The 22,672-nt window shown below is 56.0% G+C and carries 15 protein-coding genes; 10 read left to right on the forward strand and 5 right to left on the reverse strand.

The window, feature by feature from the left end; all coding sequences use genetic code 11:
• The first annotated feature begins 765 nt into the window (after window positions 1-765).
• The 3 genes from ABD971_RS08835 to ABD971_RS08845 all read left to right on the forward strand — a co-directional run bounded on the left by ABD971_RS08835 (window position 766) and on the right by ABD971_RS08845 (window position 5,519).
• A complete protein-coding gene (locus tag ABD971_RS08835; protein WP_345321260.1) occupies window positions 766-4,074 on the forward strand; it encodes a WD40 repeat domain-containing serine/threonine protein kinase in 3,309 nt (1,102 codons plus the stop codon).
• Window positions 4,061-5,104: a DUF1559 family PulG-like putative transporter gene (locus tag ABD971_RS08840; RefSeq protein ID WP_345321262.1), complete on the forward strand. Its 1,044-nt coding sequence runs from the start codon at window positions 4,061-4,063 to the stop codon at window positions 5,102-5,104. Before ABD971_RS08835 ends, ABD971_RS08840 begins: the two co-directional genes overlap by 14 nt.
• Window positions 5,105-5,174: 70 nt before the next feature.
• On the forward strand, window positions 5,175-5,519 hold the full coding sequence (locus ABD971_RS08845) for a hypothetical protein (protein WP_345321264.1): 345 nt from the start codon (window positions 5,175-5,177) through the stop codon (window positions 5,517-5,519).
• Window positions 5,520-5,572: 53 nt separating this feature from the next.
• Here the strand turns inward: ABD971_RS08845 and ygfZ are convergent, their stop codons facing one another.
• The 3 genes from ygfZ to ABD971_RS08860 form a co-directional block, all read right to left on the reverse strand.
• Entirely contained in the window at window positions 5,573-6,478 is a 906-nt protein-coding gene (gene ygfZ / locus ABD971_RS08850; RefSeq protein ID WP_345321266.1) for a CAF17-like 4Fe-4S cluster assembly/insertion protein YgfZ, read from the reverse strand.
• 142 nt (window positions 6,479-6,620) lie between these two features.
• Window positions 6,621-8,573 carry a glucosamine-6-phosphate deaminase gene (locus ABD971_RS08855; RefSeq protein WP_345321268.1) on the reverse strand — a complete coding sequence of 651 codons (1,953 nt, stop codon included), beginning with the start codon at window positions 8,571-8,573 and terminating at the stop codon, window positions 6,621-6,623.
• Between the two features lie 134 nt (window positions 8,574-8,707).
• Window positions 8,708-9,643 (reverse strand): ROK family protein, encoded by a 936-nt coding sequence (locus ABD971_RS08860; RefSeq protein WP_339941942.1) that lies wholly within the window; start codon window positions 9,641-9,643, stop codon window positions 8,708-8,710.
• A 241-nt stretch (window positions 9,644-9,884) separates the two neighbouring features.
• Here ABD971_RS08860 and ABD971_RS08865 point away from each other — a divergent pair, with 241 nt between their 5' ends.
• Together ABD971_RS08865 and tnpA are read left to right on the forward strand one after the other, a co-directional pair.
• Entirely contained in the window at window positions 9,885-10,700 is an 816-nt protein-coding gene (locus ABD971_RS08865) for a 3-keto-disaccharide hydrolase (RefSeq protein ID WP_345321270.1), read from the forward strand.
• Between the two features lie 144 nt (window positions 10,701-10,844).
• On the forward strand, window positions 10,845-11,288 hold the full coding sequence (gene tnpA, locus ABD971_RS08870) for an IS200/IS605 family transposase (RefSeq protein ID WP_345321272.1): 444 nt from the start codon (window positions 10,845-10,847) through the stop codon (window positions 11,286-11,288).
• 345 nt (window positions 11,289-11,633) lie between these two features.
• Here the strand turns inward: tnpA and metF are convergent, their stop codons facing one another.
• Together metF and ABD971_RS08880 are read right to left on the reverse strand one after the other, a co-directional pair.
• The gene (gene metF, locus ABD971_RS08875; protein WP_339941939.1) at window positions 11,634-12,506 is read right to left on the reverse strand and encodes a methylenetetrahydrofolate reductase [NAD(P)H]; all 873 of its coding nucleotides are present in this window, start codon (window positions 12,504-12,506) and stop codon (window positions 11,634-11,636) included.
• A gap of 159 nt (window positions 12,507-12,665) precedes the next feature.
• Complete coding sequence (locus ABD971_RS08880; RefSeq protein WP_345321275.1) at window positions 12,666-13,493, reverse strand: phytanoyl-CoA dioxygenase family protein; 828 nt, start codon at window positions 13,491-13,493, stop codon at window positions 12,666-12,668.
• Between the two features lie 462 nt (window positions 13,494-13,955).
• Here ABD971_RS08880 and ABD971_RS08885 point away from each other — a divergent pair, with 462 nt between their 5' ends.
• The 5 genes from ABD971_RS08885 to ABD971_RS08905 all read left to right on the forward strand — a co-directional run bounded on the left by ABD971_RS08885 (window position 13,956) and on the right by ABD971_RS08905 (window position 22,425).
• Window positions 13,956-15,200: a metallophosphoesterase family protein gene (locus ABD971_RS08885; RefSeq protein WP_339941937.1), complete on the forward strand. Its 1,245-nt coding sequence runs from the start codon at window positions 13,956-13,958 to the stop codon at window positions 15,198-15,200.
• A complete protein-coding gene (locus ABD971_RS08890) occupies window positions 15,197-19,045 on the forward strand; it encodes an AAA family ATPase (protein ID WP_345321278.1) in 3,849 nt (1,282 codons plus the stop codon). Before ABD971_RS08885 ends, ABD971_RS08890 begins: the two co-directional genes overlap by 4 nt.
• 353 nt (window positions 19,046-19,398) lie before the next feature.
• Window positions 19,399-20,391, forward strand: coding sequence for a TIGR03009 domain-containing protein (locus ABD971_RS08895; RefSeq protein WP_339941935.1), 993 nt, complete (start codon window positions 19,399-19,401; stop codon window positions 20,389-20,391).
• Window positions 20,392-20,693: 302 nt separating this feature from the next.
• The gene (locus ABD971_RS08900; RefSeq protein WP_345321280.1) at window positions 20,694-21,440 is read left to right on the forward strand and encodes a ParA family protein; all 747 of its coding nucleotides are present in this window, start codon (window positions 20,694-20,696) and stop codon (window positions 21,438-21,440) included.
• 46 nt (window positions 21,441-21,486) lie between these two features.
• Window positions 21,487-22,425: a ParB/RepB/Spo0J family partition protein gene (locus ABD971_RS08905; protein WP_425571274.1), complete on the forward strand. Its 939-nt coding sequence runs from the start codon at window positions 21,487-21,489 to the stop codon at window positions 22,423-22,425.
• Window positions 22,426-22,672 lie beyond the last annotated feature (247 nt).

Raw genomic sequence — 22,672 nt, forward strand, 5'->3', positions numbered from 1 at the left:
TCGTTTGGTTCGTCACAACCGTCTTCCCATGACCGATTTGTTTCGGTTCCACTGCGTAACGCACTACGCAAGATGGAAGTTGTTTCGATTGAGCAGACTTAACGCACAAGCGAGACGAATCCTGATACACAAACTTCATCGACTACGGGTGAACAGTTACCTACGTAAAGATGACGGGCAAGGTAAAAGATTACGTTTGGGGTGACCTGTTGGTACGAACGTTCCATGCGTATCGACTTTAACGGTCGTAACGACATCTCACTCAAATGGGTGTTCTCACACCGCTTTGTTTAGTAACGAATGATCCTGTTGACCGTTACAATCGCTACCACCAGAAAGCACTTCGCACTGATCCAGACCTTTTCGTTAGAACCAGCAAATTCGCCAACGCGAAGTCGCGGGGCTCTCGGGGAAGCGCCACCCCATGAAAAGTCGCAGTGCAAGGTCGGCACAACGCGGTCTAAGGCGGAAATGAACGCCCGCAAAATAGGGGTCAGCCAAACAGACACCCTCCGCGGGCCCCCTGCAATCAACGCGGGTCGCAGCCGTGCCGCGAGTTGCACGATTGCTGCTCCCTTAGAGACTCACTGCGGTTTTTGCATCAACAAATTACAACCGCCCAGAGGGTTTGCAGTTCCCTCGTCAGGGATCGAGACGTTATAATCTGGCATCAGCGTCGCATGATTTGCCCCATGATTGCTTGAATGATTGCCGCGATGCTCCCGATTGCGAACTGAACTTCCTCTCGGCTTGAAAGGAAATTCGATGCGGAAACACCATGACTTGCCTCCTGATACTCGTTCCCAACTGCCAATTTGTTCCGCTCCGGATGCGAAATTAGAAACGCCAATCACCGCATCTCGCGATCTGGGAGGGATGGCGGATAACTTTTTCCCCACTGCGGGGGAGTGCGTTGATCATTTTCGCATGATCGAGCCACTGGGCGAAGGAACGTTCGGACGCGTTTGGTTAGCTCATGACATTAGCTTGAACCGTAACGTTGCCATTAAATTCCCCAAATTCAATTTGGCAGCGAATCGGCTCAGCTCACGTCGGTTTCAGCGTGAAGCTGAAATTGCCGCAGGTTTAAGCCACCCCAATCTGATCCCGATTTTGGATGCGGTGTTGACGCCCAAAAAGGCGTACATCGTATCGGAATATTGTCCGGGACCCACGCTCGACCAATGGATGCACGAGCAGAACCATTTGGTATCGGTGGATACGGCGGTTTCGATCGTGACCCAGATTGCCAGCGGTTTGAAAGTCGCTCATCAACGCGATCTGATGCACCGCGACATCAAACCATCCAATGTGATCATCAGCAAGGATGAACGAGGGCGGCCGTTTGCGAATCTGACTGATTTTGGTATGGCCCGGTCGATGACCGATGTTCGCGAAACGATGATCGGAACCCCGGTCGGCAGCGCGCCGTACATGTCTCCCGAACAAGCGTGTGGCAGTGTTGATACGCACGGGGCGCACTCGGACGTCTACTCGTTGGGCGTGCTCTTGTACGAGCTTTTGACCGGTGTCTCTCCGTTTGCCGCGCCGACTCAGATGCAAACGATTCGGCGAGTGATGGAATACGATCCGCCAGCGCCTCGCGACATTCGTCCCACGATTTCGCGTGATTTGAGTGCGGTCGTTCAGCGGTGCTTGGAAAAGAAACCGTACCGTCGCTACCACGACGCGGGCGAACTGCATGATGACTTGATTTGTGTTGCCGAGCGGCGGCCGACGTCGGCACGTCCGATTGGTCGCGTCGGCCGGACAATGCGTTGGGCTCAGCGGAATCCTTTGATCGCTTCGCTTGCCTCGGTCGCGGTGATTGGCGTGTTGTTTGGTATCGCGAGCTTATCGATGTTTGCGCTCAATCAGCGAAGGTATGCGATTGAAAGCCGCGAACAAACGGTCCAATTGCAATCGGCATTGCATTACGCGGATCAATCCAAGTCTCGATTGCGGGCACTGCACTACGATAGTGATCTGTCGTTGGCCTACCAGATGTTCAACCGGGGGCAATACGGCGAAGCGAGACGTTTACTCGATCAGCACCGACCCGGCGATGGCGAAGCCGATTTGCGAAGTACTGAATGGTCGCTGCTTGATGGCGAGGTGCGAGCCAAATATGCGTTGTGGGGCCGTCACGCGAAATCGGCGCGTGAATTGGCGATCATGCCCGACGAACAAACTGTCGTCACGACGGGAGACGATGGTGTTTTGAGGTTTTGGGACATTCAAACCGAAACGCTTCGTCACCAGTTATCGGGGTTCGAGAATCAGGGGACTGCGATCGCGGCGATGCCCGATGGCAATTTAGCGATACCCGGTCCGATGTGGCCGCTAGGGCATCGGGGCGTCATCGCCATCAACCCTGATACCGGCAAAACGGTTCGCGCGTTTCACTTGCATCCCACTACAATCGAGTCGATCCGGATAGCGGGTGACACCCTGGTTTCAGGATGCCGCTACAACGACATTAAAACTTGGTCGTTCGAGCTTGGCCGATCGATCGATATCCCTTCGGGAATTCGCAACGAGAGCGTTGGATTGACACCCGACGGCAAAATCATTGTGACGGGCGACCACCGGTCTAACAAATTGTGTTTTTTCGACGCACAATCAGGCCGTTTGATGCGCGAAGTCGATACCCGCGGCGGTGTCTTGCAGCTCGAGTGCAGCCAACAGCGTGACTGGGTTGCCTACACGGTTCGCCAAGAAAACGGCATCGGTATTGCCTCGGTCCACCCCGAATCCGATGAATCGGTATCATCGGCCTGGATCCCTACTCAATCCGAGCCCATGGCGCTCGCGTTTTCCGATGACGTATTGTCGTTGGCGGTTGCCGATTTCCGCGCCGGCGTCGAATGGTTCAAGCAGACCGAAACGGATAGTGACCTGCAGAGTCCCGCGACCTTTGCATCCGCCACGTTTGTCTCGGGTTCTGGCGGCCGGATGACGGATGTGGCGTTTTTGTCGGCCGATTCGCTGATCACGACCGGGCTCGATGGCGCGGTCGAGCGATTTTCGCCCGACCGACTCGGACACGAAGTATTCACGCGGCCTCCGTCTCCGCTGCACTCGTCGGGGACCGTGTTCACGTCCGATTTTCGGCACGTGTTGATCGTGACCTATGGCCCAGAAGACATCCCCAATCGGCTTCAGTACGGCGAATTGCCCGATCGCGACGACGTTGCCGAGCCGACGTCGGGGGCTGCCACTGCGGTTGTTTATCGTGACCTTTGCAAAAGCGAGCGACCGATCGAAGCGATTGCGTTGTCGCCGGACGACCGAATGGTCGCAACGACAAATGATGGCGGCTTGTTGCGTACGATGACGCGTTGGCAGAGCGAGAGTCCGACGGTGAAAACAGCTCAGCTTCCGATGTTTGAATCCAATGACTCCTATGATCGTCTAAGCTTTTCGCCGTCGGGGCGTTATCTAGCGGTGGGCGGCAGAGTCGACATTCTGCAAGTGTTTGACTTAAACGAATCGACTCTCAAGCCGATTTTTTCACGTCACAACGATTCGGGAACACACTGCATTGCCTTTTCACCGGATGACCAACAGCTTGCGTTCATAGGAGGAAATGAACTCGAGGTGATTCACCTAGCTAGCCGCGGATCGCAGCGGTGGCAAACCAGTTTCGAACGTGCCAGTTGCGTCGAATTCACACCCAACGCCAAACAAATTGTCGTGGGATGGGAAGATGGATCGCTGTCGGCCATCGACATCAAATCGAAAAAGCAACAAGCGATGCTGCATGGGGTAACCTTTACGGGTGAATTTGCCATGCGTCCCTCGGCGATTCGCTTTCTCACGAACCATCGGCTATTGATGATGACCGATAGTGGTACACTTCAATTCTGGGACATGGACAAGCAATTGCAGCTGGGCACGATGGCCGTCTGGAAGAGTAACTATTGGGACAGTTACTGTGACGCCATCCGTATGAATCACGATGCAACTCAATTGATTATGGGGTACAATAACGACGATGAATCACGCATCTATCGCTGGCATATCCCAACTCCGGATCGCAAGAAACAGGACAACAGGTATGCAACGCGTTAAAGCTCGATTTGGGTTTCAAAAACATCACGGGCACCGCCCGTTGAGAATTCATTCGCGAGGATTCACTCTCGTGGAACTGCTGGTCGTGATTGCAATCATCGGGGTGCTAGTGGGTCTATTGTTGCCCGCAGTTCAAGCGGCTCGAGAAGCATCGCGTCGCATGTCTTGCAGCAACCACTTGAAACAGATTGGTTTGGGGATCGCCAACTATCACGCGGCGTTCAACCTGCTGCCGCGAGCTTGGTGGTTGGACACGCCACCGGATGCGTTTAACGGCAAACCCTGGGGCGTGACGCTTTTGCCCTATCTCGAGCAGCAAGCCATCTACGACGAATATGACCACGAAGCTTTGCCCGTGGATCAAATGAGCCCGCGCAACGTCGCTTTGGTGCAAACACCGATTGCCGGTTATGTTTGTCCTTCCACACCCGGAACCCCGGCGGATCGCAAATATACCTTCAACGCGGTCCCCGCAGGCTTGCCGTTCACCGCCACGAATATAGCGCCCGCCGATTACTGCCCGACCACCGGCGTCACCGGAACGTACGCCAAACACGCCTACGGAAACGCTTTGTTAAACAACCGCGAAGGCGCGATGCAGGTCGTTAGCGCGGCGTTCGGCGGCCACCAGGATGGCAGCTTTGCTGGGATCCTCGATGGGTTGTCCAACACGTTTCTGATCGGCGAACGCACCGGAGGCCCGGTCGTGTTCAGCGGCGGTCGCGAAGATCCGCTGGCCACCGCAAATCTAATCGGAACCGAAGGGGGCGGATGGGGTGATTTGGTCAATGGCGAACACTGGCTTCAAGGTTCACTGCATGGCGGGCTTTCTTGGCCACCCCAGGACGGCCCCTGTGCGATCAACTGTACCAACGCCCGAGGTTTCGGGTTCCATAGTTTTCACGTCGGGGGTTGCTACTTTGTCTTCGCCGATGGCTCGGTTCGATTCTTTACCGCCTCCATCGATCCTAAAATTCTCTCTGCCCACATTACTCGTCGCGCCGGTGAAGTCATTGATTCTGTTCAGTAATCCTCAATCAGGCATGCTTGTTTGTAGCCTTGTTGTAATCTTTTGCATCCCAGGGTGCAGCGAATCGAACGTGCGTGACGACATGGTGAAAATCATGGGGGTTGTGCTTGTCGATGACGAACCCGCCGAAGGCGTTGTGCTGAGACTGCATCCCAAAACCGGCAGCGCGGCAATCTCGTCTGGAATCACCTCCAAAGACGGCAGCTTTCAAATCTCGACCTACAGCCTGGGCGACGGCGCTCCGGTGGGCGAGTATGTGGTCACGTTTGTGTGGAGTGAGTTTGATAGTCTGACTCGCACGCAAGTCGGCGATCGACTCGGAGGCAAATATGCCTTCGACGACAAATCCAAGATCGAGTGGTCCGTTCCCGAAACGGACGTGTTCGACGCGGGCACGATCCAGTTGCAGCGATAAGTAAAAACAGCGGCGGTGGACTCGGGGTCACAGGCTAGGAAGCCTAACTCCCATCACTCGATTACTGTCGCGACGCAGCCTTCGCAGGTCGCGGTCGCGCCGGGGTCAAAGTGAGTTCGCCGCGCGAATCCGATTGCTAGTCCCTGTTGGTCGTCCAGCTTAGTCACACTCGTCAAACGCACGACGGTTTTTCCGTCCGACTCGAGCGTTGTACCGGGTTCCGGTAATGTGCCTTCGATCGATAATCGCACGCGTTTCTTCTGTACTTGGCCTAGTGCGTCCAGCCGTGCAACCGTTTCCTGGCCAAGATAACATCCCTTGGTGAACGAGATCGTCCACTCGTCGCGATTGATCTCTTGTGGCAAGTTTGATTCGTCAATGTCGATCCCATACCAGGGGAAACCCGCGACAGTGCGTGCATGATGGAACGAGGCTTCGTCACCAAGCGGCTCGGTCAAACCTTCGTTGACACTGGCCATCGCCGCATCAAGGTCACTCCGCGCGATCAACACCATCCAGCTAGCGTCGTTGAGCCAGCGGACGCGGTAGGTTGCACCAGCGGTCTCGCCGATCGAACCGTCCCACCACGTCAATGGATCTTCGTGCGGTGCCGACGGCAAACTGGAGAACAGAAATCCGACAAACTCGTCATCGCGGATCGTCACGACGGCGTCTTCGCGAATCGTATAGCGATCGGCGTGAGCGGCGAAGGTTTCCGATTGGCGTTTCTCAGCGACGCCCGCGGCTCCGATTAAACGAAAGCCGTTTTCGCGACGGTAAATGTGGAAATGCCCGAGCGTTTTGCCTCGTACATCGGTCACAAAACTTTCACAGCCCTGGCCAGCCTCGAGCGATTTCACCTCGTTGGTAGTCAAATTATGCAAAATCACTGCCGCATCGGCCCCGTCGATATCGACAACCGAAAGCGATGAAAGAAGATGAATTTGAGAAGTCGTCATAAGATCAATGATTGGGAAACGAGCGCGGATGGATACCGGAACAACGGCGAGATCTCTACAAATATTTTCGCTGATCGCGGTCAAACGCGTAAGCCCCTGGCGAATGCCGTGTTCGGCCGTTGCTTTGCAGATTCGATGCTGGTTACAGTTCGATGCCCGTTTTGCCGTCCCAGCGAACGAAGCCTTCGATGGCGGCGTATTCGGCCAGCCCCAGCAAGTCGTACCGCTGCGCGGTGTCGGCATTGCGGGCCTCGGCGCGTTGCCAAAATTCACGCATATCCGATCCTGGAAACAACGCGCGATCCTTCTGTGATTCGTGCTTGAAAATCGCAACGCGTTTCCGCTCGACTTCCTGAGGGCTGAGCGGAACCGCCATCTCGATATCTTCGGGAGCCCACTCTTGCCACGCTCCTCGGTACAGCCACACCGCACACGCTTCGTACCACGGATCGTTGCTGCATTGTTGGCAGGCCTGCAGAATCGCACTCAAACAGACCCGGTGGGTACCGTGGGGATCGGACAAATCGCCCGCGGCATAGATTTGATGCGGCTCGATTTTTCGCAGCAACTCGACAGTGATGCGAATGTCCTCGTCACTCAGCGGCGCTTTTTTGACCCGCCCAGTTTGATAGAAGGGCAGGTTTAGGAAGTGCAGGTTCTCGTCTTTCACGCCACAGCAACGGGCGCCTTCCCGTGCCTCGCCGCGGCGGATCAGCCCTTTGATCCGCTGGATTTCATCGCTGTCGACCTGGCCGGATCGTTTCTTTCGCAAGAACTCGTCGACGTGATCTTCGAGCTGCTCGAGTCCTTCGGCGTGGATCTGAAACTCGCGACAAAAATCGCCTGCAAACTCCGCGAACCGGATCGCATCTTGGTCAAAGACCGCGATGTTGCCCGAGGTCTGATAAGCGATATGTGTATCGTGTCCCTGATCGACCAAGCGGATCAGCGTTCCGCCCATCGAGATCACATCGTCGTCGGGGTGAGGCGAAAAAACGATGACTCGTTTGGGGAAGATATCGTCGCGGTGCCCCGGTCGATCGCCGACCTGTTTCGCGTGGGCTGGTTTCCCGCCGGGCCATCCGGTGATCGTGGACTGCAAATGCCGGAATACTCTCAGGTTGATGTCGTACGCGCTGCCGTGATTGGCCAACAGGTCCTGGAACCCAGCTTCGTTGTAATCGGCTTCGGTCAATTTCAATATTGCCTTGCCCAGCCGTGTGGCCAACGAAATGACCGCTCGTCGCGTCGTCGAGTTGTCCCATTCGATGGGCCCGACCAACCACGGCGTGTCAAAACGGGTCAATCCCGACGCGGCCGCCTCGTCCAAAAACACTTCGGCACCTGCGTGTCCTTGCAAAAAGGAAGCGGGGATTGCCGGTGTCGCTTCTTGTTCGACGGTTTGCAAAATGATCGACGCTTTGCCTTCGCCGAATCCGAGCAAAAAGATTTGTTTCGATTCAAGGATCGTGCCGACGCCCATCGTCAATGCATGACGTGGAACGTTCTCGGCGCCAAAAAAATTACTGGCTGCATCGATTCGCGTGACGCGGTCCAAGGTGATCATGCGAGTTCGCGTGGTGCGTTCGCTGCCGGGTTCGTTGCAGCCGATATGACCGATTCGGCTGAGTCCTAGAATTTGCAGATCGATTCCACCCGCCTCGGCAATCTTGGCCTCGTAAGCCGCACAAAACTCAGCGACCTTTGATTTTTCGATCGAGCCATCGGGAAAGTGGATATTGGCTGGATCGATATCCACAAGGTCGGTCAAATATTCATGTAGAAACCGTGCGTTGCTTTGCAGTTCGTCCGGTTGCATTGGATAGTATTCGTCCAAGCTAAAGACGACGACGTTGGCAAATGACAGCCCTTCGTCACGGTGTAATCGAACCAGTTCTTCGTAGACCCGCGTTGGCGACGAACCGGTCGCCAATCCTAAAACGCATGATTGACCCGCTGCCGCACGCGAACGAATCAATGTGGCGATTTCATTGGCCGCCGCGATGCTGGCGTCCGACGCCTTGGCAAAGACGCGGCACGGGATCTTTTCACGCAGCGTGTAATCTGCGGTATTGTCCGTGGATGTTTCCGTCATGATTAAAATCCTTCCTTAAAAATAAGCCGAGTGCCAAGGAGCGAGCGAAAGATAAATATTCAGTTTCGAGTTGGGGCCGAGCCCCAGCGAGCGTGCTTGATGGCTCGATCGAGTCGGCAACTGGGGAGCCGCCCCTACGACCGATCCCGCGCCACCATCGCGGCGCCGATCATGCCCGCCTGGTTACCGAGCGTGGCAAATTCGATTTTCATATTTCCGCCGACTTGGACCAACGTGGTCTGTTTCACACTATTTTGGACGTCTGCTAGAAACCGTCGCCCGGTTTCCGTTTCCATTCCGCCGAAGGTCATCGCGCCGCCCAGCAGCACGACTGCTGGATCGGCAACTTGGCCTAACATGCCGATCGCACGCCCGACGTAAGCTGCGGTATCGGAGATCACTTTTTGGCACAACACGTCGCCGGATTCTGCTCGATTGGCGATCCGCCGCGGTGTCAGCCCCTCGGCCTCTTCACCGCTAAGTTGGACCATTCGAGCAATCACGCCCGCCGCGCCTGCATAAGTTTCCAAGTGGCCGCGACTTCCGCAAGTGCAGGGCAGGGCATCGGCGGAAAAGTCGATTGCGATGTGCCCTAGCTCGCCGGCACAACCATGATCTCCGCCGTGTGGATTCCCCACGACGACCATCCCACACCCCACGCCCGTACCCAAAGTGATCAGGGCTAGCGATTGCACCCCGAGCAAACGCGAGGCATGTTCGGCATAGGCAGCCGCGTTGGCATCATTGACCACCATCGATGGCAAGCCGCTGATCTGAGCCAGCTGATCTCGCAGCGGGACACCAAGCCAACCGTCGAGATTGACGACTTCGCGAAGCTCGAATGCATGCGAATCAAGCACCCCGGGAACGGCCAGTCCCACCCCCGCGATCGGTCGTCCAGAGGCAAATTCCATTGCATGGCGAAACACGTTTTGCGGCGTTTTTAATAGCGAAGTGGCGGTTCGCTCGGTCGCGACAATCTGGCACGCTCCGTCGACCAATCCCAGTTTGACGTCCGTTCCGCCAACATCGATACCAAGATAGAGAGGTGCAGAATCGGAATCAGACATGTGCAGTGGGGGGGGCGATGGAAGCGGTAAGCAATTTGACAGGTGGCAGCAGTGGGGCATCATCATAATCGCAAAACGGTCTGCCGAGTCATGGGGGGGACCACTCATTCCGCGGATGTGGCAAAAATCTGTCGCCGACGATGATCACGCTCGGCGATCCAATGTTCACCGCGATGTGATTAAGATTATGATGAAGGCGAAATCAAATCTCCCCGACTCGTTTCCCTCATGAGTGCCCAACATGTTTCATCCGACGCGGTTTAATCGCATCTTTTTCGCAGCGACCGTTGCCCTATGCTCGTTTTCGTTCGTCCACGCCGAGGAAACGAAAACCGAGAACTCCGAAACTGGAAAATGGGTCTCGCTGTTCAACGGCAAAAACCTTGAAGGATGGACGCCCAAAATCCGCTATCACGAACTGGGCGACAATTTCAAAGACACGTTTCGAGTCGAGGACGGCTTGTTAAAAGTTCGCTACGACGGCTACGACAAGTTCAACGAAACGTTTGGACATCTGTTCTACAAGGATTCGTTCTCGCATTACCGATTCCGGGTCGAGTACCGCTTTCTTGGCGACCAATGCAGTGGCGGCCCTGGATGGGCGTTTCGCAATAGCGGCATCATGATCCATGGCGAAAAGCCTGAAACGATGAGCCGAGACCAGGACTTTCCGGTCTCGATCGAAGTTCAGTTGCTCGGCGGCGACGGAAAGAACCCTCGCACCAACGCAAACCTCTGTACGCCCGGGACAAACGTCGTCAAGGACGGCAAATTGTTCACGCCCCACTGCACCAGTTCAACGTCCGACACGTTTCATGGCGACGACTGGGTGACCGTCGAGATCGAGGTGCGTGGCAACGAAATCATCAAGCACATCATCGATGGCAAAACTGTGCTTCAGTACACCAAGCCACAATTGGATCCGAAGGACGCTCACGCAAAAGAATTGTCCGAGCAACAGGGCGGCATCCAACTGAGCGGCGGAACAATTTCATTGCAATCGGAAAGCCACCCTTGCGATTTCCGCAAAGTTGAAATCATGGTGCTCGAGCAATAGGCTGCGGTTGGTTCGAGTCGAGCGATGTGAGTTGCTCGGAAAAAGAATCGAATTCTACGCGACGCGAGAACTGGTCGGCTTGCAGTCTACCACCCGCACAAACCAAGCCCCAACGGGGACATGCCAACCAATGGAGCGAGCCCAATGTCCACCTATGCCAGCCTGCATTACCACATCGTGTTCAGCACGAAGCAACGCACGAACTTCATCCATCGTTCCTGGGAGAAGCGTCTGCATGAATACCTTGGCGGAATCGTGAAGAACCTTCAGGGGTTTCCGCAAGGCGTTGGAGGCGTCGAGGATCACATTCATCTTTTATGCGGGCTCAAGCCAACGCATTGCATTTCCGATTTTATGCGTGAACTCAAAAAGTCTTCATCTACATGGGTGCACGAGACGATCGGAGAGGATAAATTCGCTTGGCAAGATGGATATTCAGTGTTTTCAGTCAGTGCAACAGCACGCAATGCGGTGAAGGGATACATCAAGAATCAGCGAGAGCATCATCGTGTGAAGTCATACCGAGAAGAACTGATTGAAATGCTTGATGCTGCGGACATAGCGTACGATCCAAAGTATCTGGAATAGCAACCTTCGTTATTATCCCGAAACCGACACATCGATCCCGGAAGGGATCAAAGCGATTAGCCGGTGGTTGAGCGCAGCGACACCACCGGAAACGCGTCGCGCAACGCATGCGCCGACCCTGGAGGGGTCGAAGACGCTTTGACCCTTTCAGGGTCAGTATCGTCTTGTCTAGCTACCCGAGGGTGCGTGGCTGTGCCACGACCCTCGGCTAATTGCTCTAATCCCTATCGGGATTACGACAATGCCGCAGCACAACGCGAAACGCGACCGATTGGTCAGAGCGTTTGTGTGTTCTACATGCCAATCGCCAATTCAACACGGGCGAGCCAATTCAACGCGGGCGAGCTACGAGCAGCAGAGATCCAAGCCATCAAGCAATTTTTCGGCGGCGTCGCTCTTGTTCAGTACGTAATAATGGATGCCAGGCACACCGTTTTTGATCAAATCAATCGTTTGCTCGCGAGCGTGATCGACACCGATGCTGAACTGCGACTCTTCGCAGTCAGTCGCCGTCATGGCGTCGGACAGCAAGCTCGGGATCGCCGCTTTGCACATCGATGCGATCCGCAGCGCTTGCTTGAAATTGGTGACCGGCAGAATTCCTGGCACGATTGGCACCGTGATCCCTGCTGCGACACAATCGTCACGGAAACGATAGAAGTCGGCGTTGTCGTAAAACAATTGGGTCACGACGATGTCCGCACCCGCATCCACTTTGCGTTTTAGGTTTTCCAGGTCGGTCTTGCCGTCCTTGGCTTCCTGGTGCACTTCGGGATAACCTGCGACCAGGATGCCGAAGTCGCTGAAGCGGCTGCGAATCAGCTCAACCAATTCGTTGGCGTAACGCAGGCCACCCTCGACCGCTTCAAATTGCTCGCTCCCCTTGGGCGGATCGCCACGCAACGCGACGATATAATCGACGCCTCGATTTTTTGCTTCGGACAAGTAGTCTTCCAGCTGAGCGACGGTTGAACCCACACAGGTCAAATGAGATGCCACCGGTAATCCGGTGATCTGCTTGACCTTTTCCACGACGTCCAGCGTTGTGCCCCGAGTCGAGCCGCCGGCGCCATAGGTGCACGTGAAGAAACTAGGGTTAAATTCCTTTAAACGCTCGACATTCTTCATCAACGTCTCGATTCCCGCCTCCGTTTTCGGTGGGAAAAGCTCGAACGAGATCGCACAATCGGATGAGTTGAAATGAGACGCTAAAGACATTACTTCTTAGTTCACAGAGGGATTTTCGAGGCCGGCAGCCGGTGCCAACCTACGCATTGTAATCAGATGACGTGCGGGTTGAATCCCCTAGCAAACCGAGGGATGTCGATCCTCGATTCGCCCCCGGAACCCGATCCCGAGCCCCAAAAACCGGCCGAATTACGTGGGACGTTTGGCGCCCGGCCACTCCGCCGGATCCGCAGATCCACGCACCACCACCCCTTTTTGATTCCAGCCCAAATAGGCATGCACGTCCGCCGGGCAATAGCGAAGCGTTAAACCACACCGTCTGCGGTCGCTGACGTTCGGGGACGATCCGTGCAGCAACAAGTCACTGTGAATCGAAATCTGTCCCGCACGCAGCGGAGTTAATTGGTGAGTCCCGTATTGCTCGGGTCGATCCACCGTTTGGTCCAGCACGTTGCCCGCGTTTGAATCGCTGGCCTCAAAATCAATCAGCCCGTGTTTGTGTGATCCCGTGAACACCTCCATGCATCCGTTTTCAGCATCGGCATCGTCGATCGCCAACCACACCGTCACAGCTTTTGTAGGTGTTAACGGCCAATAACTACAATCTTGATGCCAATCGACACGCTTGCCATCCCCCGGCATTTTGCAAAAGAAATGTGATCCCCAGCCGATCACGTTCTCGCCCAACAGGTCCGCGACGAAACGGACGGTTCGCTCGTTTGTCAATAAGTCCCACACGGGTGCATGCTTTAGATGGGCGCTGCTGATCGAGTAGCTGTCTTTGCCCGCAGCAAATGTCTCTGCTAACAGCTGGTCAAAGTATTCGCGGATTTCAGCGATTGCAGCGGAGTCGTAAACGTCCAGCGGTCCGAGGTAACCATCGGCGTTCCAGCGATCGATCTGCTCAGGCGTTAACAGTTGTGGCGAATCGTTGTGGGTAGGGCAAAAGCCAATTTCCCGTTGCTGAGACCCGATCGAATCACGATCGGGAATGATATCAAAGTCAGTTTTGTTCATCAGGGACTTTCCGCTACCGATGCGAGGGCGACGAAACAAAAGGTGAGTCAAGGAATCGGGGGCGGTTGGTAGCCCCGCTATGATTCTCTTCGACAGCAAACACGGTGGTCAACCCACCCCTCGCTCGCGACCCAGCTTTCCTGCCCTGCCTAGAATGCCCGCCTTGCGGCATGCTAGCGTTGATAACCGCTCGATTTTTCGTGAAACATTGCAAATACGACTTGGTCCTTTTTTGCAAGTTTCGTTAAACTTCCAGGCCTACGCAGCCGAGGCACGCTGCCCACACCGTCACAGGTTGGACGCAAACGAAACGATTTTGGTGACGCAAGCGGCAGAGGAACCTTTTGCAATTCTTTTCAAATGATTTGAAAGAACGGCGGCTGTAACGTGTTTTGCAGGGACGCCCACATCGCTGAACTCGCAAAACGGTAATGCCACGGAGTTATCCCAGGGAGGGAACCCATGCCGGGCGAGTCGTTCCGATTTATTCACGCTAGCGATTTTCATCTCGAATCTCCACTCGGGGACCTCGATGCGATCCCGAGTCACCTTCGTGACGCGATGGCCGATGCGCCACGACGCGCGGCAAAGGCGATTTTTGAGGCCGCTTTGGCCGAAAACATCGATTTCGTGGTGTTTTCCGGCGATCTACTGAATCCTCAAGCCGCTGGCCCGCACGGGATGGCGTTGCTGTTGGATTATTTCGAGAAGCTGAACGCCAAGAAAAAGCCGGTATTCTGGGTCGCTGGCAACGCGGATGACCCGCAAAAGTGGCCCGAAGCTGCCCCGCTGCCTCCCAACGTTACGTTGTTTCCCAAGAACAAAGCGATCGCGGTCCCCGTCCAACGCGCCGGACGCACGATTTGTGTTGTCGTCGGCCGCAGCAGCGAAGGTCGTTCGTCGCTGCATGTTCCGAGTTTCCGCGTCGACCCGAGCGACGAATACACCGTCGCGGTCGGTTATGGTTCGTCGGACGCCGACGCGCTGAAAGAAGGCCGTTTCGACTATTGGGCTCTCGGCGGCAAACACAATCGCCAGGAAATCGAAGGAGGTGCCGAAGGAGCCGCGGTTTACTGTGGGTCTCCGCAAGGCCGCTCGCTCGACGAACCCGGCCCGCACGGTTATTCGATTGTGGACGTCGACGCCGACCAAACCACTCGAGTGCACGAAATTGAATGCGATGCATTTCGTTACTGCAAAGTGGATATTGATGCATCCGAGATTGCCGCGGTCGGCAGCATCCGCAATCTATTGGGCGAACGCATCGTCCGGCTCCAGCACGAGAACGGCGGACGCCATCTGCTGATTGGCTGGGATATTTCGGTCAGCAGTGGCGAGAACCTGCATGCAATTGGCGACGCCGAGGAATTGCTGCAGTGGCTGCGACGCGAATTCGGATCGGGAACGCCAGCGGCTTGGACCGCATCCTTGGTCGTTCGCCCGCCACGCCACTACCCCAAGTCGTGGAACGAAGAAGACACGATTTTGGGTGACTTTTTACGTGCCGCGGACAAGCATCGCAAAAACGACGGACGCGAATTGAACTTGCTGCCGTTCACCGAAGAGCACGAAGGGATTCAAAGCACGACCTCGACGCTATTGGCGGACGTTCCCGGTTCGGCACGCGAACACATTCTTGACCAAGCGACGCTACTGGGTGTCGAACTCCTGCGTGGCGGCAAGCCAAATTTGGTGCAAAAATCATGAAGATCAAAGACATTCAAATTGATGGTTTCGGCGTTTGGACCGGATTGTCCGTCGACTCACTTTCCGATGGCATGACGCTGTTTTATGGCCCCAACGAGGCTGGCAAAACAACGCTGATGCAGTTCCTGCGAGCGATGCTGTATGGGTTCACCCCAGATCGCCGCGAGCGCTATATCCCACCGGTTTTCGGCGGCACCCCAGGCGGCGCGATCCGTGTCACGGGGCCCGGCGGCGGCTACCAGATTCGCCGCACCAGCCAATTGACCGACACCGGCGTGACCGGCAACCTGAGCGTCACTGGACAAGACGGGTTGTCGCAAGGCCAGCATCGGCTGAGCAGTTTGCTCGGCCAAATCGACGAGCCAATCTTTACCAACGTGTTTGCCATCGGGATCCGTGAGCTACAAGAACTAAGCACGCTCGACGGTACCGACGCTGCCGATGAGCTTTACAAATTGTCCAGCGGTCTGGATCGCGTTTCGCTCGTCGATGTGCTTCGCAGTTTGCGCGAAGGCCGCAAGAGCATGATCGGCAAGGACAGCGTCATCGACTCGGAAGAGGCGGGCAAGGTCGCCGCGATGATCCGCAAACGCGAGAAGTTGCGGGACGAAGTCGAGCAACTCACCCGGCACGGCCGACGTTGGAGCGAGCTGGCAAGCCAGCGACGATCGCAACAACAAGAAATCGAAGCGTCGTCCGAGCGGATGATCGCTTGGGAACGCGAAGCACGTTGCGTTGAAATCGCGACCAGCGTTTTCGACACCTGGAAGCAACGCGAAGCATTGGCGGCATCGATTGCGGAAACGGAGCTCGAGTCCGAGTTGCCAGACGATGCACCCGGCCAATTGGTCCAGATCGAAGCGATGATCGAGGACAGCAAGGCCAAGATGGAAGAGGTCAAGGCAAAACGCCGTGAGTTGCGGGTCAAGAACGAGCAGTTGCCGGTCAGTAAACGCCTTTTTGACCTGCAGGGCAAAATCGAAGCCGCCTCCGAACAAGCCACTTGGGTGGAGGCGCTCGAAGAGCAGGTCGAGCGTCTGGACGGGCAAATCGACAAGGCCCGCAAGCAGCTCGAAGCGGACGCCGACCGATTGGGAATCGACGAAGCCGACAAGGCCGCGATCACCGAAGGCGATATGTCCAAGCTTCCCGATTTGTCCAAGCAGTCACTAGCGACGCTTTCGGCTCCCGCAAAACGGGTCAAGGAGCAGCTGTTTCTCCTAAAGCAAGCTCGCAGCGAAGGTGCCGAGCATAAGACACGCGCCGAGAAGATGGGCAGTCAGTTGCAGGGCGTCCTGTCGCGAGCTCGGGCGACCAATCTGCAGCAGGCCATCCGCGAAGAAAACGAACTGATTACCGCGCTGCGGCACCGTGCCCAACTCGGCGAACATATCGAAAAGCTGAAGCGGCACTACCGCGATTTGGAAAAAGAAACGGTCGACTTGACCACCGACGAAGCGCTTCCGATGGACCGGCTGATATTGTTGGCTGTCCCCTTTATTTTCGGTGGTATGTCGTTGGTCTATGGCGTGTCGAACATGCTGGGGCTGACCTGGTTCTCGCCGGATCCCGATCCCACCAAAGGCATGTTTTGGTTGACCGTCGGATTCATGGGCATGTTGACGTATTACTTCGGCAAAGAAAACGGGATGCGTTCGACGTCTCGCGATCTGGAGGATTGCGAACGTCAAATCGACACGCTCCGCAAACAGATCCGTGAACTGGAAAGCGAGCGAAACGAAGCCGACTCGACGCTGCCGACCAGCAACGAAACGATCGAGTTGCGAATTCGCGAAAGCGAGCAGCTGCTGGCAGAATTGGAATCGGTCTTACCGACCTACCACAACCACCAAGCGGCGCTGCAATCGTACAAGTCGGCGCGTGAGCGAGCGACCGAGGCCGCCGATGGATTAAGAGATTCGCGTCGAGAGTGGTCTGCGACTCTGAAGCGGTTGGGGCTAAGCGAATCACTTTCCCCATCGAGTGTTCGGAACCTGAGCGATGGTTACGAGACACTGCTTAGCAGTCGACGCCGCTGGGAAGAGCTGAAGACCGAACGGGATCAGCGGAAACGTGAACGGCAAACCTTGGCTCGCCGGATCGAGTCGCTGTACATGGAAGCGCTCGATCTGCAAGAGAACATCACCGCAAAGAATCCTCGTGATGACGAGGAAGAAGACGACAGCGAACAGGCCGCCAAGAGAAGTCGCGTGCGGTCGAACCCGCTGGACCAATTGAATCATCTGCATGAAGAGCTGTCTCGCCAGCAACATTGGATCAAACAACGCCGCAGTCTGAAAGAGCAAGACCTCAAGCTGAAGAAGCAGCAAAGCGGATATTTTCGGGCGATCCAGCGCGGCGAAACGCAGCGGCGTGCGCTGTGGGCAAAATGCGGCGTCGCCACTCCCGAGCAGTTCTATGGGCTGGTTGATAGCAAAGCGAGCTTGGCTGAGATGCGAAAAGAGCACACTGAGCTCGACAAGCAGGTTCGGTCGATGATTGGCACGCATGTGGAATACGATGCCGTCGCTCGCGAGATCGAGGGTGCCAAGCAAAGCGACATCGAACGCCGCTGGGATTCGTTGACGACACGGATGAGCGAGACCGAAGCGCGAGTGGCTCAATTGCGAACGCAGCAGGGCGAGTTGGCTCAAGAGATGAAGCAGCTTGGTGAAGACTCGCGATTGACCACGGTTCAGTTAGAACTGGCTTGTATCGAGCGAAAGATCATGGCGTCGGCGCGTCGCTGGCAAACGCTTGCAATGGCAAGCTGCCTGCTCGAAGACGTCTGCGGAACGTTCGAACGCGAGCGTCAACCCGAGACGTTACGAGAAGCGTCGTCGTTCCTCAACCAATTGACAGACGGAAAGTACAACCGGATTTGGACGCCGCTGGGCACCAACCGATTGAAGGTGGACGACACGGATGGCAAGTCGTTGCCATTGGAAGTGCTGAGCCGCGGAACCCGAGAAGCAGTCTTCATTGCATTGCGATTGTCGTTGGCTGCGGCCTACGCTCGTCGCGGAGTCATGTTGCCGTTGGTGCTAGACGACGTGCTGGTCAATTTTGACCGTGACCGAGCGATCTACGCTGCACGAACACTGAAGACGTTTGCCGAGCTAGGGCATCAAGTCATGATGTTCACTTGCCACGAGCACATCGTCGATATCTTCCATGAAATCGACGTCCAGGTCCGAATGATGCCGCCGCAGGGGCAGCCGGGCCGCGCCGAGATTTTGCTACCGCAAGAACGCATCGAAGAAGAGCCGGTCGAAGAAGAGTACGAAGAGGAGGTCTACGAAGACGAGCCCGAAGAAGCGGCCCAACAAGAGGTTTTGCAGGACGAGGCCGAAGAGGAGCCCGCACCGGCGCCCGTGGTCGTGGTGGTCAAAGAGGAACCCAAGCCCGTTCCGAAAATCCTGTACGTCCGCAAAGACATCCCCAAAGTCCAGGCCAAGCCTGAACCCGTGGCCGAGGCTCCCAAGCCCGAGCCGGTCGTTGAAGCCGTTCGCCCCGAACCAGTGAAGCCCGAACCGGTAAGGCCCGAGCCTCCGAAACCGGAACCCAAGCCACAACCACGACGCCCCGAACCCAAACGCGTCAAGTCGATCGTCATCGAACCTGAATACATCGACGATGAAATCGACTACTCGGACCCCGAACCGTCGATCCAATGGGCATGGTTCGAACGCGAGCCATCGCGTCAACTTGTCTCTTCCGAGGAAAAGCTCGCTTCGGTCGCTCGTAGCGAGTGGACCGAATCGGGCGAAGCTGATCCCGACGAGGCAATGCCCGAAGAGGTCTGGGACAAGAACAATCCGTGGTGGCGTGCGACGGCTGAGTAAATGCGTGTGTCGGTGCTCATGAGCTCGACGAGTGGATTCGCAGCAACGGGCGACGCGGTTGTCTAGCATCGGGCGGCGTCCAGTGAATCGGGGATACCAATCCGCCTCGCGTCTTGATCGCGAGAGCGATCGAGGACACTGGCCCAAGCAAACGCGAAGCCCGTGAGTCGAGGATGGCGATTGCCCCCTTTGCTCACGCTATGGCTGTGGCGAGACAGGGCGTTTGCCGAAAACTTTTGTGATTCTCTCTTTCGCCACTGGCGGGATGCTTGTTAGAGTCGACTCGGCGAATCGGACCATATGGAAATGGTCGAGGCCCGAGTATCACGACTTTTATCAAACAGGCGTCACGGATGATGCGACCACACTTGACAAAGCTGCTTGCTGCGGCACTGGCCGTCACTTTGGCTACCAATTTCCATTCCGCATTGGCTCAGCAAACCGCGCCCTCTTACGCGCAGGACGGTGGCAGAGCGGCTCAAGCTCAAGTCGCTCGCCAGCAAACGCAAGCCAATGCAGCGGCCCCCGCGCAATCAGCTCAACCTTTTGCTCCGCTGAACGCCGCTCAGCAAGCTCAACTGCAACAATTGCTGCTTGCATGGCAACAGCAGAGCCAGGGGACGCGCACGCTTGACTGCAAGTTCCAGCGTTGGCACTACGACAACCTCGCTGCCCCGGTTGGCCGACATGCGACTCGCGCCGATGGCGTGATCAAGTACGCAGCACCCGACAAGGGCGTCTTTCGGGTCGATTCGCTGGTCTTCTACAAAGGTGAGAAGGAAGGCAAGCCTATCTACGAACCTCAAGCCGGCCTGTTTGGCGAACATTGGGTGTGCAATGGCAAGCAGTTGATCGAAATGGATCGCAGCCAGAAGCAATGCAAGATCCAAGACCTGCCCGCAGACATGCAAGGGCAACAGATCTTCAACAGCCCGCTGCCCTTCGTCTTCAACCTCGACGCCGCTGAAATCCAACGTCGCTACTGGGTTCGCCAAGTCGCCGCCCCAAACGACAAAATTGTCCTGATCGAAGCTTGGCCCAAGCGACAAGACGATCGTGCCCAGTACAAGATGGTGCAAATCGCATTAGAGAAGGAAACCTTCCTTCCTCAGGCCTTGATCATGTACGCTCCAAACTTCCACGCTCAGAACGCACCGAAGTGGGATCACTATGAATTTGTTGATATGAAGCGAAACGGTGTTGGCAATGCGATCGCCAACTTCATGGACAACTTCATCCAAGAACGCCCACCAGCGGACTGGACGATCTTCCGCGATACGTTCAACCCGAACGCGGAACCCGAAGCACAGCAAGCTGCAAACCCCAATGGCGGCCAAATCAAGTAAGTCGCTCGCTCGCAGCAACGCATGAATACTAACGAAGCCCAGGATTAAACGTCCTGGGCTTTTTTTCGTTTGGTTGCGGAGGACCCGGCTCTCATTACTGCGTGGTAGTGGATCTTGCTAAAGATCCCCATGCAGCAGGATCTTTAGCAAGATCCACTACCTCACCCTGAATACAGAATTGCCTAGCGGAGTCAACGCCAGTTTCTTGTGAAACCAGACTTGTTTCACCGGAAACATTTCGCGTACTGTTCGTTCTTGCCGCTAATGAAACGCGGCCAGTCTCGAATAGGAATGTGGACACCGTGGGAAGGATTCTTTGCGTGGTCAATCAAAAGGGAGGCGTGGGTAAGACAACCACGGCCGTCAACCTTTCGGCTGCATTAGCAATGTCCGGACAACGAGCGTTGTTAGTCGACTTGGATCCTCAATGTAATGCCACCGGTTCACTTGGGTTAGAGCCGTCCGATGGACACGCCATCATCAACCCGGAACCGATCGGCAGTAAAATCGTCGAAACCGAGGTCTCGAACCTCTCGATCTTACGCGGCAGCCGGACTTTGCAAGATGTGGATCGTTTGGCGGATGCCGGCGAGACCGAAACATCGCAGGTTCGCAAACATCTCGATTCGATCATCGATCAATACGACTTTATCTTGGTCGACTGTCCGCCCAGCGTGGGCCCACTGACTCAGACCGCGTTGACGGCCAGCACCGAGGTGTTGATGCCAATCCAATGCGAATACTTCGCAATGGAAGGTCTGACTCAATTAATCCAGACAATAAAGAAGGTCATCGTTGCCACGGACGGCAGACTGACCTTTGGTGGGATCCTCTTAACTATGTATGATCCCTACCTAGAACTGACCCGCGAGGTCGACGAGGAAGTACGAGACTTCTTTGGCGACATCGTGTTTGACAGTGTCGTGCCTCGAGACGTTTCGCTGAGCGAAGCCCCGAGCCACGGCCAAACCGTGTTTGAGTATGCACCGCGATCCCGCGGCGCGTTTGCTTATACCCAGCTGTGCATGGAGGTGCTCGAGCGTGACTAGTGCAACAACGAAGGATCGACGTTTAGGTAAAGGGCTCGCCGCGCTATTGGGCACGCCACTAGACGAAGATGGTAATCCCGTCCATGAATCGACCGATTTGGGCGGCGGCGGTGGCAGCGAGAAAGAGAGTGGTGGGGCGAAGGTCCAATCGCTTGAACTCAAAGTCGACGAGATCCAGAACAACCCGTTCCAGCCTCGCCGGGAATTCAATCCTGATGAGATCGCGTCGCTTGCCGAAAGCCTCAAGAACCATCAGCAATTGCAACCCGTGCTGGTTCGCATCGTCGATGGCAAATACCAGCTGATCAGTGGTGAACGCCGTCTCCGCGCGACCATTCACGCGGGATTGAAAACGATCCGGGCGGAAGTCCGCGAGGCCGACGATCGGTTGGTCGCCGAATTGGCGATCATCGAAAACTTGCAACGCAAAGACCTGAACCCGATCGAAAAGGCGTTGTCCTTCAAACGCTACATCGACGAACACAAATGCAAACAGGACGACCTGGCTCGTCGCTTGAGCATCGACCGCAGCACGATCGCGAACCTGATGCGTCTGCTGGAGCTTCCCGAGGCGATTTTGGACCTGCTGCAGGCGGGCGAGATCAGTGCCGGCCATGCACGTGCCCTGCTGCCGATCGGTGACGAGGAAGTTCAAATTCGCACCGCCGGCAAAATCATGGAAGACAGCTGGAGTGTGCGTGCGACCGAGACGCATGTCGCTGAATTGCTGAAGGCCGAAGAGGATGCCGAAACGGGCAAAAAGATCGTTAACGCGACCCGCCAAAAACGCAAATCGGTTTCGCCACAGATTGAATCGATGCAGCAAGAGATGCGGATGATCTTTGGTACCAAGGTCGAGATCAAAAGCTCTGCTCGCGGTCGGGGCAAAATCACACTGCACTTCTCGGATCCCGACGAGTTCGAACGTCTTCGCGCCATCCTGGCCGATGCCGGCCAACCGCCGCGATTGAAGGTCGCCGGGTAAAAGGCGAGACACGAAGTGTGGGAGGCACGGAGACACGGAGACACGGAGACACGGAGACACGGAGACACGGAGACACGGAGACACGGAGACACGGAGACACGGAGACACGGAGACACGGAGACACGGAGACACGGAGACACGGAGACACGGAGTGTGGGGAAGACTCCCACTCTCCCACTCTCCCACTCTCCCACTCTCCCACTCTCCCACTCTCCCACTCTCCCACAGTTTCCCGATTGTTTCACGG

The organism is Novipirellula rosea, assembly GCF_039541335.1.
Taxonomy (GTDB): Bacteria; Planctomycetota; Planctomycetia; order Pirellulales; family Pirellulaceae; genus Novipirellula; species Novipirellula rosea.